Origin of the sequence: Nocardia anocheti, assembly GCF_029675105.1 — a bacterium.
In the GTDB taxonomy this organism is placed as follows: Bacteria; Actinomycetota; Actinomycetes; order Mycobacteriales; family Mycobacteriaceae; genus Nocardia.
In genome coordinates this window covers 30,379-44,174 of sequence record NZ_JAQQFV010000012.1, presented here as the reverse complement: position 1 = coordinate 44,174, position 13,796 = coordinate 30,379, and the positions used below count along the sequence as shown (strand labels likewise).

Below are 13,796 nucleotides of genomic sequence, written 5' to 3'. Positions count from 1 at the left end.
CGACTTTCGCCCGCTTCCCCCGGGTTGAAACAAACCGCTTATTCAGAATTGTCCGAACTCCGAGCATCCCGCGTCGGATTCGCTCGGCGGCGACGGAAAAACACCAGCCCGACGCCGATCGCGCACAGGATAGCGGAAGCCAGTTCCGGAGCTGGGCCGATTCGCGAAGCGATTGTCGACGTGTCGCGCAACGGTAGGCTCGCCACCAGAGCGGCCGGGACCACCTGGGCGCTCTGCTGGGCGAGCGCGCCGTCGGCGGTGATGATCCCGCTGACGCCGGTGGTCGCCGCGACCACCAGGGCCCGGCCGTGCTCGACCGCGCGCACCCGCGACATGGCCAATTGCTGGTAGGTCATTTCGCTCTCGCCGAAGGTGGCGTTGTTGGTCGGCACGGTCAGCAGTTGCGCACCCGATGCCAGAGATTCCCGAAATGCCCGATCGAAGGCGACTTCGTAGCAGGTCGCCACGCCGATCGGAATCCCGGCCGCCGTGACCGTTCCGTCACCTGTTCCCGGAATGAAATATCCGGCGCGATCGGCATAGGAAGAGAACAAACGGAAGAAACCTCGCATCGGCAGGTATTCGCCGAAGGGCTGGATGATCTTCTTGTCGTGCCGCTCCCCCGGGCCCTCGGCCCCGTTCCAGACGATCACCGAGTTGGTGGTGGTGCGGTCGCCGTTCACCAGGACCGCGCCGACCAGGATGGGCGCGCCGATGCGGGTCGAGGCCCGGGTGATCAGGGCGGCGGCGTCGGCGTTGCGCAGCGGGTCGATGTCGGAGGAGTTCTCCGGCCAGATGACGACGTCGGGGCGCGGGGCGCGGCCACGGGCGACGTCGTCGGCGAGTTCCTCGGTGCGGCGGACGTGATTGTCGAGCACGGCGCGGCGCTGGGCGTTGAAGTCCAGGCCCAAGCGAGGCACGCTGCCCTGGATGGCCGCCACCGTGATCGAGCGGTGGCCCGCGTCCGGGGCGGGCAGCGTCGGCCGCAGGAGCACTCCGGCCAGCGGCATGACGGCCACGGCGATCAGCGCTGTGGCGAATCCGCGCGAGACCGCTCGGTCGGCGGTGCGGGGCGACGGGGTGCGCAGCCAGGCCCGCACACGCAGTGCCAGCGCGGCCAGTCCGGTGCCGGTCAAGGCGACGGCGAAGCCGATCAGCGGCGCGCCACCGTAGGCGGCCAGCGGCAGGTACCAGCCGTCGGCCTGGCCGAAAGCGATACGCCCCCAGGGGAATCCACCGAACGGGAAGGTGGACCTGGCCCACTCGGCGGCGGTCCAGGCCACCGCGAGCCAGACCGGCCATCCGGGCAGGGCGCTCAGCCACCGCGCCAGCACGCCCCACAGCCCGAAGAACACCGCGCACGCCGTCGACAGCGCCAGCCACGGCACCGGCCCCACGTAGATGCCGGTCCACGGCAGCAGCGGGAGGAAGAACGCCAGGCCGCCGAGGAATCCGAACCCGAATCCACCGCGGGGCCTGCCCGGCCCGCGCACCGCGAGGGTCAGCAGGGCGATGGCCACGGGCGCGAGGAACCACCAGGGACGCGGCGGGAAGCTGCCGTAGAGCAGCAGTCCGCCCACGACCGCGGCGAGAATCCGCGGCAGCAGCGCCCGATTCCACCGACCACCCGGGCCCGATCGCTGGTTCCCGGCCGCCGAATCGTCGGGGTACTCGGTGCGCCCCGCTTCCGAGCGCGTCGGCTCCGTCGCCGCGCTCACCGAGGAGTCACTCCCCCGAGGCTCCGTCGGGATCGGGCCGATGGACTCTGCGCCGGTGGCGGGGTCGATCATGGTGTGCGGCTCCGTGATTCGCGAGGTCGGCCGGTCAGGCGGAGTAGATCGTGGTGCCGTCGCGCACCGTGCGCAGGCAGGTGGGCAGGGGTGCGCCGGGCTCGAGCGAGGGCAGGCCGGGGACGCGGGAGCGCGGGTCGGTGGACCAGCGCTGCACGGTATCGGCGGCCGCGGCGACGACGAGGTCACCGGCGTCCCACACCGCGTAGGAGGCGGGCGCACCGGGCGTGAGCGTGCCCGCCACGCCGTCGCGGACCCCTCCTGCCCGCCAGGCGCCCCGGGTGGCGGCGGCGAACGCGGCGCGCGGCGAGAGCCCGTGACCGGGGGTGCGGTGGTGGGCGGCGGCACGGATCTGCTCCCAGGGATTCATCACTGTGACGGGAGCGTCCGACCCGATGGCCAGGGAGATGCCCGCGGCGGCCATGGCCGCGAACGGGTTGAGGCCCGCGGCGCGCTCGGCACCGAGGCGGGTGGCGTACATGCCGTCGAGTCCACCCCAGGTGGCGTCGAAGACCGGTTGCACCGAGCCGATCGCGCCGACGGCGGCGAGCTGGGCGATGGCGGCGGCGTCGATCATCTCGGCGTGCTCGACGCGGTGCCCGCGCGCGGCGACGGCCGGTCCGCCGAGTTCGGCGGCGACCCGGGCGAATCCGGCGGCGACGGTGTCCACGGCGGCATCGCCGATCGCGTGGAAGCCCGCCTGGATACCCGCCTCGGTGCAGGCGCGCAGGTGCGCGGTGACGGCGTCGACATCGAGGAAGCTCTTGCCGCAGCCCGCCGCGTCGGCGTAGTTCTCGCGCAGCAGCGCGGTGTGTGAGCCGAGCGAGCCGTCGACGAACAGGTCACCGCCCAGGGCGTGCACGCCGAGTTCGGCGACGAGCGCGCGGGCTTGCTCGGCGGTGCGCACGGCCTCGCCCCAGTAGGCGCGCACCCGCACGCCGTGCTCGAAGGCGAGCAGTTCGCGCACGTCGTCGCGGCCGGAGATGTCGGGTCCGGCGCACTCGTGCACGGCGACGATGCCCGCCGCCGCGGCGGCGTCGAGCGCGGCGGCGCGGGCCGAATCACGCTGGGCGCGACCGAGTTCGGCGAGGGCGACGGTACGCACGCGGTGGTGGGCGTCGGCGCGGACCGGTTCCCCACGGGTGAAGCCCTCGCCGAGCGGTCCGGCGGCGTCCAGCAGCGCCGAGGAGGCGACCGCCGAGTGCGCGTCGACCCGCGCGAGGTAGACCAGCCTGCCGGGGCCCGCCGCGTCGTCGAGCTCGGCGACGGTGGGCGGCCTGCCCTCGGGCCAGGTGGTGTCGTCCCAGCCCTCGCCGATGATCACCCCGTCGGGCTGGCGTTCGGCGTGCGCGCGGACGGCGGCGAGCAGGTCGGCCAGCGAGGCCGTCCCGCTGACATCGAGGCCGGTCAGTTGCAGGCCGAGCGCGGTCAGGTGCACGTGCGGGTCGACGAACGCGGGCGCCACGAAGGCACCGTCGAGGTCGACGATCTCCGCGTCGGGGTGCAGGGCGCGGCCGGGCGCCTCGGCGCCGAGCCACACCACGGTGCCGTCGGTGACCGCCATGGCGGTCGCGTCCGGGGAGCTGGAACTGTAGAAGCGACCGCCGATCAGCAACTGGGTACTCACGGTGACCCAGTCTGCCGTATCGGCGAATCGTCAGGTCGGCAGGGACAGCAGGGCGTGGACGTCACCGTCGCGCAGACCGGCGGGGGTGTGCCCGCCCGCCGCGGCGGCGATCAGTTCGAGTCGCCAGGCGGCGACGGTGAAATCCGACAGGGACTGTCCGGCGGCGGTGCTGGCTCGGCGCACCGCGTCGGCCAGTTGCTCGCTCACCGTGATGGTGATCTGCTCGGTGGCCATCCGGACACTGTAGACCCTCGTGCCGCGCGCGGCGGCATCGCCGGGATTCAGGCGGAGCCGAGTGCCCTTGGGCCGCTGGTGTGTCCGTCGTCGTACCACTGCCCGACGACCACGCCGTCGACGACGTCACCGCTGTCGGCGTCGACGACCATCCCCCGATACCGCGAGGGCGCGAACGAGGGCAGCGGACCGAAGCGGCGGGTGCCGAGCTTCTCGAGCACCGGGCGCAGCAGCGCGCGGGTGGGCGGGAACAGTGCGAGCAGACCGACGAGTCCGGTGACCAGGCCGGGCACGAACAGCAGCACCGATCCGGTGGCGACGAGCAGTCCGTCGGCGACCGCGCTCTCCGCGCTGACCTCCCCGCGCGCGGCCCGGCGGAACCGGTCGAACACCCGCCTGCCCTGCGCGCCCAGCAGCAGCAATCCCACGCCGGACACCGCGACCAGGACCAGCAGTGCCCAGCCGACACCGATCAACTGGGCGAGACCGATCAGGGCGGCGATCTCGACGACGAGGTAGAGCACGAACAGCACGGCGGTCATGGCGATCCTTTCCGACGATCTCCCCCTCCAACGCACGGGAGGCCGATTTTTCTCCCGGACCGCTCAGCCGCCCGGTCGGACCAGGCCCGTCTCGTAGGCCAGCACCACCGCCTGCACCCGGTCACGCAGCCCGAGTTTGGTCAGCACCCGGCCCACATGGGTCTTGACCGTGGCCTCGGACAGGAACAGCGCGGCGGCGATCTCGGCGTTGGACTGCCCGGCCGCGATCTGCTCGAGCACCTCGCGTTCGCGGGCGGTGAGCACGTCGAGTACGCCCGGGTCGCGCAGCCCGGCGGGATCGTCGGCAACCAGGCGGTCGAGCAGGCGTTTGGTGACCTTGGGTGAGACGACCGCGTCCCCGGCGGCGACGCTGCGGATCGCCGAGATGAGGTCTTCGGGCGGGGTGTCCTTGAGCAGGAAGCCGCTGGCGCCCGCGCGCAGCGCGCCCAGGGCGTGTTCGTCGAGGTCGAAGGTGGTCATGACGAGCACGCGGACGCCGTCACCGGAGGCGACGATGCGGCCGGTGGCGGTGACGCCGTCGACGACCGGCATGCGCACGTCCATGAGCACCACGTCGGGCCGCAACTCCCCCGCCCGGCGCACCGCTTCGTCGCCGTTGCCCGCCTCGCCGACCACCTCGATGTCGGGGTGGGCCCCCAGCACCATCTTCAGGCCCATCCGCATGAGTTCCTGATCGTCCACCACGAGCACGCTGATCGGCATTTCCCTACCCTAACGGCCGGTTCAGTCCTGGTCGGTCCGTAGTGGCAGTCCGGCGTGGACCCGCCAGCGCCCGTCGTCGAGCCTGCCCGCCGACAGGGTGCCGCCCAGCACCGCGACCCGCTCGCGCATCCCGACCAGGCCCATGCCACCGCCGGGCGCCGCGCTGGGCTGCACCGGCACACCCCCGCTGTCGGTGACCTCGACCACCACCTCGTCGTCGTGGCGGTGCACCCGCACCACGGCCTTGGGGCTGGCCCCGGCGTGGCGCAGGGTGTTGGTCAGTGATTCCTGCACGATCCGGTGCACGCCCAGGCTCACCTCGGGGGCGATGTCGTCGAGTTCGCCCGCCAGTTCCAGATCGACGGCCAGCCCCGTCTCGCGCATCATCTCGACCAGCTTGGCGATGCCCGCGCTGCCGTGCTGCGGGAGCAGTTCCGGGGCGTGTTCGGTGCGCAGCAGGGCGACGGTGCGGCGCAGCTCGCGCAGGGCGTCGCGGCCGGTGCCCGCGATGGTGGCCAGCGCGCGTTCGGCGCTGTCGGGGTCCTGGCGCAGGGCGTACTTCGCGCCGTCGGCCTGCACGATGATCACGCTCACCGCGTGGGCGACCACGTCGTGCAGTTCGCGGGCGATGCGGGTGCGCTCGGCGGCCACGGCGTCGTGGGCGCGGCGTTCCTTGTCGTAGTCGGCCACCGCCAGCCGGGCCGCGACCTCGGCGTCGTAGGCGTGGCGGGCACCGTTGAACTCCGCGAGCGTCCAGCACAGCGCGTAGATCGCGCCGACCAGCACGATGTCACCGCCCTCGGGTTCGCGCAGCAACAGCAGCGAGAGCCCGAGATCGACCCCGAGGCAGCCCAGGAAGACCAACCCCTCGCGACGGCCGACGTAGGCGACCAGCGTGTAGAGCATCACCCCGAGCCCGAGCAGCCCGATGTGGCCGTTCGTGGTGGTGCCGCCCAGCACGGCGGTGACCAGCGTGCACAGCAACGACAGCACGAACATCGCGGCCGCCATGGCCCGCGGGTAGACCCGTCGCAGGATCAGCGGCAGTGGCAGCACCACCGAGAACGCCAGGTAGACGACCGGATGTGCCTCGCCGCCCACCCCGAAGGCGTCGAGCACCATGAGAACGATCGCGAAGTGCAGATCGGCGACGACGGGTCGGTCGCGGAGCCACAGGCTGAAGCGGCGCACCGGCCCAGCCTAGGCGCCGGACTGGCTTTCCCCGCGTGATCTTGATTGCCTGGTGGGGTGCAACTCGGAGACTGGACGGTCCTGCTGGTGGCGGCGGCCGCGGCGGGTTGGGTGGACGCGGTGGTCGGTGGCGGCGGGCTGATCATCCTGCCGACGCTGTTCCTGGTCGTGCCCGGGATCGCCCCGCAGACCGCGCTGGGCACCAACAAGCTGGCCGCGCTCTCCGGCACGGCGACCGCGGTGGTGACCTTCGCCCGCCGGGTCCCGATGGAGTGGAAGATCCTGGTGCCGGGCGCGGTGATCGCGGCCGTCACCGCGGGCTGTGGTGCCGCGGCGGTCTCGCTGATCGACCGCGACCTGTTCATTCCGCTGGTGATGGTGGTGCTGATCGGGGTGGCGGTGTTCGTCACGCTGCGCCCCTCGGTCGGCATGACGATGGCCACCCATCCGCCGACGCGACGCAAGGTGATCCTGGTGGTCGCGCTGGCGGCGGGCCTGATCGGCCTCTACGACGGCCTGCTCGGACCGGGCACCGGCACCTTCCTGATCATCACCTTCGCGACGCTGCTGGGCACCGAGTTCGTGCGGGCGGCGGCGATGGCCAAGGTGATCAACTGCGGTTCGAATGTGGGCGCGCTGCTGTTCCTCGGCGCGACCGGGCACATCCTGTGGGGCCTCGGGGCGGGCATGGCGGTGGCGAATGTGGCCGGTGCGCTGGTGGGTTCGCGGATGGCGCTGGCCAAGGGCGCGGGTTTCGTGCGGATCGTGCTGCTGGTCGTGGTGGTGGTGATGGTGATCCGGCTGGGTTGGCAGCAGTTCGGTTAGCGGACCGGTTCGACCGGCGCCGCGGCGGTGAGCCACGGTTGCAGCACCCGCGAGGTGGTCTCGTGGATCTTGCGGTGTAGGTGCTCGCCGTCCTCGATGCTGTGCTGGGGCTGCTGGAACAGCACCGTCAGCGCGCCCGACACCGCGCCCACCACCGCGCCGACCAGAGCCGCGGCCCCGATCTCGTCGAGTTCGTGCGGGAAGGCGGCGTGCAGCTGACGGGCGATCTCGCGCTGCGCGATCAGCTGGGCGTGCGCGGCGCGCCCGCTCACCGCGGGCACCGTGCGCGAGACCCGCGCGCGCAGGGCCGCGATACGGGACGTCAGGTCGCCCGCGCGGTGTTCGCCGGGGTTGTCGCCCGCCGCGCGCAGGGCCCGCAGCAGCACCTCGACCGGTCGTTCACCGGGACGCCGGGTCGCGATGGCGGCCACGGCCGCGCGGACCCGGTCGTCGGGTTCGGGGAAGAGCAGTTCTTCCTTGCTGGCGAAGTAGTTGAAGAAGGTGCGGGTGCCGACCTCGGCCTCGGCCGCGATGTCGGCCACCGTCGTCTCCTCATAGCCTCCGGCCTCGAACAAGTCGACCGCGGCCAGCAGAATCGCACGGCGGGTTCGTTCCCTTTTTCGATCACGCAGGGCGGAAGGCGGCACGGCGGGCACCCTACGGCATCCGGGCTGTCCCCGGCGGGAGGACGGCGGTCCCGCGCGTCCGCGTCGGCGCTTGCCCGGACCGGTTTTTCGCGCACGCCGGTGCGAAATCCGCACTGGCACCGGACACGTTCGCGCGCACGTCTCCCGTGTGTCGGTGGTACCGGCTAGCGTGGGTCCGGTGAGCGATACCACGACTTCCAGGGAAGTGGACGAAGAGTTCCGCGCGCTGGGCCTGGGCGCCCTCGCCGAGGCGGCGCTCTCGGCCGCCCGCGCGGCCGGTGCCGAGCACGCCGATCTGCGGGTGCAACGCCTGGTGACGCAATCGATCCGGTTACGCGACGGCCGGGTCGAGGCGGTCACCGACGCGACCGAGGTGGGCCTGGCGGTGCGCGTGATCGTCGACGGCACCTGGGGTTTCGCCTCCCACGCCGCGCTCACCCCCGAGACCGCCGCCGAGGTGGCGCGTCGCGCGGTCACCGTCGCGCGCACGCTGCGCGCGCTCAATCGGGAACGCGTCGAGCTCGCGGACGAGCCGCGCTACGCGGAGGTCTCCTGGGTCTCGGCCTACGACCTGGACCCGTTCGCGGTGCCGACCACCGAGAAAGTGGCGTTGCTGCAGGACTATTCGGAGCGCCTGTCGAGCGCCGACGGGGTCGACCACGTGACGGCCTCGGTGTTGCAGGTCAAGGAGCAGAGCTTCTACGCCGACACCGCGGGGTCCTCGATCACCCAGCAGCGGGTGCGTCTGCATCCCCAACTCGAGGCGGTCACCGTCGATTCCGCGGCCGGGGTCTTCGAGACCATGCGCACGCTGGCCGCGCCCGCCGGTCGCGGCTGGGAGTACGTCACCGGCGCCGACGGAACCTGGGACTGGACCGACGAACTCGCGCGGATCCCGGCATGGCTGGCCGAGAAGGTGAAGGCGCCCAGCGTCGTCGCCGGGCCCACCGACCTGGTGATCGATCCGACCAATCTGTGGCTCACCATCCACGAATCCATCGGCCACGCCACCGAATACGATCGCGCCATCGGCTACGAATCCGCCTACGCGGGCACCTCGTTCGCCACCCCCGACCAGTTGGGCACGCTGCGCTACGGCACGCCGATCATGCACGTCACCGGCGACCGCACGCAGGTCAACGGGCTGGCCACGGTCGGTTACGACGACGAAGGCGTGGCGGGACAGCGCTGGGATCTGGTGCGTGACGGCGTCTTGGTCGGCTATCAGCTCGACCGGGTCTTCGCGCCGCGTCTGGGTCTGGAGCGGTCCAACGGCTGCTCCTACGCCGACTCCCCGCACCACGTGCCGATCCAGCGGATGGCCAATGTGTCGCTGCAACCGGATCCGGTGCGCGACACCAGCACCGCCGACCTGATCTCCCGGGTCGAGGACGGGATCTACATCGTCGGCGACAAGTCGTGGTCGATCGATATGCAGCGCTACAACTTCCAGTTCACCGGACAGCGGTTCTTCCGAATCCGTAATGGGGAGCTGGCCGGTCAGCTGCGCGATGTCGCCTATCAGGCCACCACCACGGATTTCTGGGGGTCGATGGAGGCGGTCGGCGGGCCCAGCACCTGGCAGCTCGGTGGCGCGTTCAACTGCGGTAAGGCCCAGCCGGGTCAGGTGGCGGCGGTCAGTCACGGCTGCCCGTCGGTGCTGGTGCGCGGGGTCAACATTCTCAACACCCGGACGGAGGGCGGACAGTGACCGGAGCGGGTGTGTTCCCGGCGGGCGCGGTGGTGGAGCGCGCACTGGCGGCGTCGAAGGCCGACGAGGCGATCGTCATCGTCACCGACGCGCACGAGGCGTCGCTGCGCTGGGCGGGCAATTCGATGACCACCAACGGGTCCTCGGTCTCGCGGGACTGGGCGGTGATCTCGATCCTGCGCGACGGCCCGAACTCGGCGCGGGTCGGCAGCATCAGTTCCACGAGTGTCGATCCGGAGGAGATCGAGGCGGTGGTGCGCGCGAGCGAGGAGGCGGCCCGCGCGGCGACCCCGGCCCGGGACGCCGTGCCGCTGCTGGAACCGACCGACAACGACACCGCCACCTGGGACGACGCGCCGGGCACCACCGAGATCGACGTGTTCACCGGCCTGGCCCGCGACCTGTCGACCGGATTCGACGGCAGCGACCGTCTCTACGGTTTCGCCCACCACCAGGTGCACACCACCTGGTTGGGCACCTCGACCGGTGTCCGCCGCCGGTTCCGTCAGCCGACCGGCTCGGTCGAGATCAACGGGAAGCGGGGTGAGGGCGCCGATCTGGCGAGTGCGTGGGTCGGGGTCGGCACCGCCGATTTCACCGATGTCGACACCCCCGGTCTGCTCGCCGAGCTCTCGCGACGACTGGATTGGGCGCGGCGCCGGGTGGAGTTGCCCGCGGGCCGCTACGAGACCCTGCTGCCACCCTCGGCGGTGGCCGATCTGATGATCTATCTGTCCTGGTCGATGGAGGGCCGGGGCGCGCACGAAGGCCACACCGCCTTCGCCCGTGCCGGGGGCACCCGGATCGGTGAACGGCTGACCGAGCTGCCGCTCACCCTGTACTCCGATCCGAGCGCGAGCGGGCTGGAGTACCGGCCGTTCGTGGCGACCCCGTCCTCGTCGGAGGCGCTGTCGGTGTTCGACAACGGACTGTCCGCGCGGCGGGTGGACTGGATCGGCTCCGGGGTGATCGAGTCATTGGTCTATCCCCGTGCCACCGCCGCCGAATTCGACGCTCCCGCCACGGTTCCCGGCGAGAACCTGCTGCTCACCGGCGGCGGTGACGCGTCGCTGGACGACATGATCGCCCGCACCGAGCGCGGTCTGCTGCTCACCTGCCTGTGGTACATCCGCGAGGTCGATCCGGCCACCCTGCTGCTCACCGGGTTGACCCGCGACGGCGTGTACCTGGTCGAGAACGGGGAGGTGACCGGGGCGGTGAACAACTTCCGCTTCAACGAGAGCCCCCTGGATCTGCTGCGCCGGGTGTCGGAGGCGGGTGCCACCCAGCTCACCCTGCCGCGCGAGTGGAAGGACTGGTTCAGTCGCGCCGCCATGCCGCCGCTGCGGGTCCCCGACTTCCACATGTCCTCGGTGAGCCAGGCCACCTGAGTCGGCGGCTCGAGCGCGGCTCCAGCGGGGCGTGACAGCATGGTCGGGTGACTCGCATCCGGCTGTTCGCCACCGACCTCGACGGGACCCTGCTGCGCTCGGACCGCAGCATCTCGCCGCGCACGGCCGCCGCCATGGCCGCCGCGCAGCGGGCCGGGATCGAGGTCGTGTGGGCGACCGCGCGGGCCCGGCACTCGGTGCACGAGTTCGCGCGGACGTGTGGTTTCCGGGGGAAGGTCGTGTGCGCCAACGGCGCCGTGCTGCTGGACCTGGCCACCGGGGAGCCCGAGATCGTCGACACGGTCTCGATCGACGCCGACTCGGCGGTGGCCGCGATGACACGCATCCGCACGTTGATTCCCGGTGTCGTGTTCGCGACGGTGGGCGCGACCCAGTTCGTCGCCGAGCCCGCCTACGCCGCGCTGTGTACCTTCGCCGACCATCATCGCGACCCCCAGCAGATGACGATGTCAGAGGTCCTGCCCGCGCGTAGCGAACCGATGGTGAAGATCGTGGCCCGCCATCCGGAGGTGACCGGTGCGGAGTTGTACCGCGCCACCGCCGCCGCGGGTGTCGCCGGGGTGGAGGTCACCCATTCCGGCGCGCCGTATATGGAGATGGCGGCGGCGGGCGTGTCGAAAGCCACCGCGCTGGCCCGGTTGTGCGCCATCGACGGTATCGACCTGGCCGAGGTGGCGGCCGCCGGGGACGCCGCCAACGACATCGCCATGTTGACCTGGGCGGGCACCGCGCTGGCTCCCGCCAATGCCCGTCCCGACGTGCTCGCCCTGGCCGACCGGGTGCTGGCGAGCAACGACGAGGACGGGGTGGCGCAGTACCTCGAGGAACTGGCGGTGTCCTGAACGTCGCCGGTTCACCACGCACTGCGCCGATCATCCCGAAAAGTGGTCCCCGACGCCGAATCACGCGGCGGCGGTACGGCGACGGCGCGCCCCGAGGCTCCAGCCAGGGTTACCCGAGTACTGAACGGCGCGCGCGGTCTATGTATCGCTCGTAGCCGTCGTCGGGCGTCGGCCGACCCGCGCGCAGGTGCAGGATGGCGTCGGCTCCGGCGATAGTGTCCGAGTCGAGTGGGAAGTAGCCCTGGTCGGGAGTGGTGTCGGTGCGGGTGTCGGCCCGGCCGAGGGTCGAGGCCGCGGTGAATCCCCAGGTCTCGATGCCGTCCTGGAGCGCTGCCTCGTAGGTGCCCGGCGCGGGTTCGGCGAGGCCGAGGGCATCACTGCGGCCGAGGCTGCCGAGCACTACCGTGTATCGCTCACCCAGCAGCGCGCCGAGGATCTCGCCCGCACCGGCCCAGGTGACGTCCATCGGTCCCATACGCATGGTGCTCGCGGTGCGCCGCAGATGCAGGTTGTGCGCGTAGACGAGGGTGGGTCCGCGATGGGCTTCGTCGGTCCGGATGTCGAGGAGGTTCTGGGCCATCAGGGCGTCGCGGGTGGCCGACAGGTGGGACCAGCGCGCCGCCTGGTCCAGTGGCCGCGCGGCCGCGCGGTGGTAGCGCAGCAGTCCCAGCGCGGCGGTGAGATGTGTTGCCGCCCTGCGCCATTCGGTGTGCGACGTGGTCGCGATTCGTTCGGGAGCCCGGGTGTACAGCGTGACCAGCAGATCGTCGGCCAGCACACGCAGCCGGTCGGCCTCGACGGTGGCGCCGGGCGAGCGGGCCGGGTCCAGGACCGCCTCGGCGCTGCTCCATCGTTCGTCCACGCCGACGAGTTCGGTGATGTCGAGAGCGAGTTCCAGGTAGTCGCGGGCGAATTCGAGGTAGCGCCGTGGGCTGGGGGCGCTCAGGGTTTCCATGGGCGCGTCGATACCGTGCAGGGTGACGTGTTCGGCGGCGGGCCGGTCCGCGTTGTGCGCGCGCAGCCACGCGACCAGGTCGCGGTTGGCCGCCATCTCGCCGAAGCCGTGCGACAGACCCGAGCCCAGTACCTCGTCGAGGGTGCCGGGCCCGCCGCGCACGTAGTCGTTCACGGCGAGGGCGGCGACCCGATCGGATTCGAGAGCGATCGACCGGAAGCCGTGCTCGACCAGCTGGGGCAGGAGTTCGTTGCGGAGCAGCGCGAATCCGGGTTCACGGTGGGCGGGTTCACCCAGGGCGAGCACGGCACACGAGGACGGGACGAGACTGGTGATTTCCTGGCTCATGTGTCTCGATCGTATCGTTGAAAGAACGGTGGAGACTTTCCCCGAATGAGTCCAGATATATCCAGGTAAAGTCTCCAAACAGTGAGAAACCTACGACCCGCCGACCTCGCGCGCGAACACGGCCTCTCGACCCAGGCGGTCCGCAACTACGAGGAGGCGGGCTTCCTGCCCGCGGCCGACCGCACCCCCACCGGCTACCGGATCTACACCGCGACGCACGCGGCCGCCCTGCGCGCCTACCTCGCGCTCATCGCGGCCTTCGGGCACGCGACGGCCGGGGCGATCATGCGCGCCCTGCACGACGACGACCTCGACAAGGCCCTCACGATGATCGATCGCGGCCACGCCCAACTGCTCCGTGACCGCGAGACACTCGCCGCCGTCCGCCGGGCCACCGACCACCTCACCACCGCATCCGTGGGCGACTCCCCGCTCACCTCCGGCACCCTTCAGCCGCTCGGTCACCCACGGCCGACCAGGCAGGCGTCCGACGCCCACTCCCCGCTCCCGTCCGACACCCTTCAGCCGCCAGGTCACCCACGGCCGACCAGGCGGGCGTCCGGCGCCGAATTCCCGCTCCCGCCCGGCACCCGCACCATCGGCGAACTCGCCCACCGCCTCCAGGTGACCCCAGCGACCCTGCGCGCCTGGGAGGACGCCGGAATCCTCACCCCCGACCGCGATCCCACCACCGGCTATCGCCGCTACGACCCCACCGACCTGCGCGACGCCGAACTCACCCACCTGCTGCGCCGGGGCGGCTACCTGCTCGGCCAGATCGCCGAGGTCGTCCGGCAGATCCGCACGGCGGGCAGCACCGAAGCACTCGCCGCCGCCCTGGACCGCTGGCAACACAAACTCACGAATCAGGGCGTCGACATGCTGGACGCGGCCGCCGAACTCAGCCGCTACCGCGCCCTCATCGCCCGATAGCGCGGTGGCGAGTCCC

At 71.7% G+C, this 13,796-nt stretch carries 13 protein-coding genes; 5 read left to right on the top strand and 8 right to left on the bottom strand.

Translation table 11 applies throughout. The features are described 5' to 3' along the window. Positions 1-38: 38 nt before the first annotated feature. The 6 genes from lnt to QC180_RS27060 all read right to left on the bottom strand — a co-directional run bounded on the left by lnt (position 39) and on the right by QC180_RS27060 (position 6,107). Positions 39-1,607, bottom strand: a complete 1,569-nt coding sequence (gene lnt / locus QC180_RS27085) for an apolipoprotein N-acyltransferase (RefSeq protein ID WP_278265823.1) — start codon at positions 1,605-1,607, stop codon at positions 39-41. Between the two features lie 217 nt (positions 1,608-1,824). Then, positions 1,825-3,417, bottom strand: a complete 1,593-nt coding sequence (locus tag QC180_RS27080; protein WP_278265665.1) for an amidohydrolase — start codon at positions 3,415-3,417, stop codon at positions 1,825-1,827. Between the two features lie 30 nt (positions 3,418-3,447). Beyond that, complete coding sequence (locus QC180_RS27075; RefSeq protein ID WP_278265664.1) at positions 3,448-3,651, bottom strand: hypothetical protein; 204 nt, start codon at positions 3,649-3,651, stop codon at positions 3,448-3,450. Positions 3,652-3,698: 47 nt separating this feature from the next. Next, positions 3,699-4,193 (bottom strand): FxsA family protein, encoded by a 495-nt coding sequence (locus QC180_RS27070; RefSeq protein WP_278265663.1) that lies wholly within the window; start codon positions 4,191-4,193, stop codon positions 3,699-3,701. A 63-nt stretch (positions 4,194-4,256) separates the two neighbouring features. Continuing rightward, positions 4,257-4,916: a response regulator gene (locus QC180_RS27065; RefSeq protein ID WP_278265662.1), complete on the bottom strand. Its 660-nt coding sequence runs from the start codon at positions 4,914-4,916 to the stop codon at positions 4,257-4,259. 21 nt (positions 4,917-4,937) lie between these two features. Then, positions 4,938-6,107, bottom strand: coding sequence for a sensor histidine kinase (locus QC180_RS27060; protein ID WP_278265661.1), 1,170 nt, complete (start codon positions 6,105-6,107; stop codon positions 4,938-4,940). A 57-nt stretch (positions 6,108-6,164) separates the two neighbouring features. Here QC180_RS27060 and QC180_RS27055 point away from each other — a divergent pair, with 57 nt between their 5' ends. Continuing rightward, entirely contained in the window at positions 6,165-6,932 is a 768-nt protein-coding gene (locus tag QC180_RS27055) for a TSUP family transporter (protein ID WP_278265660.1), read from the top strand. Here the strand turns inward: QC180_RS27055 and QC180_RS27050 are convergent. Beyond that, positions 6,929-7,579: a TetR/AcrR family transcriptional regulator gene (locus QC180_RS27050; RefSeq protein ID WP_347567358.1), complete on the bottom strand. Its 651-nt coding sequence runs from the start codon at positions 7,577-7,579 to the stop codon at positions 6,929-6,931. The genes QC180_RS27055 and QC180_RS27050 overlap by 4 nt on opposite strands. Before the next feature lie 178 nt (positions 7,580-7,757). Between QC180_RS27050 and QC180_RS27045 the strand changes: the two genes are divergently transcribed. The 3 genes from QC180_RS27045 to QC180_RS27035 are packed head-to-tail and all read left to right on the top strand — an operon-like array spanning position 7,758 to position 11,544. After that, on the top strand, positions 7,758-9,290 hold the full coding sequence (locus tag QC180_RS27045) for a TldD/PmbA family protein (protein ID WP_278265659.1): 1,533 nt from the start codon (positions 7,758-7,760) through the stop codon (positions 9,288-9,290). An 11-nt stretch (positions 9,291-9,301) separates the two neighbouring features. Further along, the gene (locus QC180_RS27040) at positions 9,302-10,681 is read left to right on the top strand and encodes a TldD/PmbA family protein (RefSeq protein WP_278265821.1); all 1,380 of its coding nucleotides are present in this window, start codon (positions 9,302-9,304) and stop codon (positions 10,679-10,681) included. A 47-nt stretch (positions 10,682-10,728) separates the two neighbouring features. After that, entirely contained in the window at positions 10,729-11,544 is an 816-nt protein-coding gene (locus QC180_RS27035) for an HAD family hydrolase (protein WP_278265658.1), read from the top strand. Positions 11,545-11,653: 109 nt separating this feature from the next. Here QC180_RS27035 and QC180_RS27030 read toward each other — a convergent pair whose 3' ends face one another. Beyond that, complete coding sequence (locus QC180_RS27030; protein WP_278265657.1) at positions 11,654-12,847, bottom strand: erythromycin esterase family protein; 1,194 nt, start codon at positions 12,845-12,847, stop codon at positions 11,654-11,656. Between the two features lie 81 nt (positions 12,848-12,928). On the opposite strand from QC180_RS27030, the gene QC180_RS27025 reads away from it, so the two are divergent. Next, positions 12,929-13,780 (top strand): TioE family transcriptional regulator, encoded by an 852-nt coding sequence (locus QC180_RS27025; protein WP_278265656.1) that lies wholly within the window; start codon positions 12,929-12,931, stop codon positions 13,778-13,780. Positions 13,781-13,796 lie beyond the last annotated feature (16 nt).

What these genes read in the sequence shown, in the direction of transcription:
- QC180_RS27075 (WP_278265664.1), bottom strand. Translation starts at nt 3,651, where the DNA reads ATGGCCACCGAGCAGATCACCATCACGGTGAGCGAGCAACTGGCCGAC.
- QC180_RS27070 (WP_278265663.1), bottom strand. Translation starts at nt 4,193, where the DNA reads ATGACCGCCGTGCTGTTCGTGCTCTACCTCGTCGTCGAGATCGCCGCC.
- QC180_RS27065 (WP_278265662.1), bottom strand. Translation starts at nt 4,916, where the DNA reads ATGCCGATCAGCGTGCTCGTGGTGGACGATCAGGAACTCATGCGGATG.
- QC180_RS27030 (WP_278265657.1), bottom strand. Translation starts at nt 12,847, where the DNA reads ATGAGCCAGGAAATCACCAGTCTCGTCCCGTCCTCGTGTGCCGTGCTC.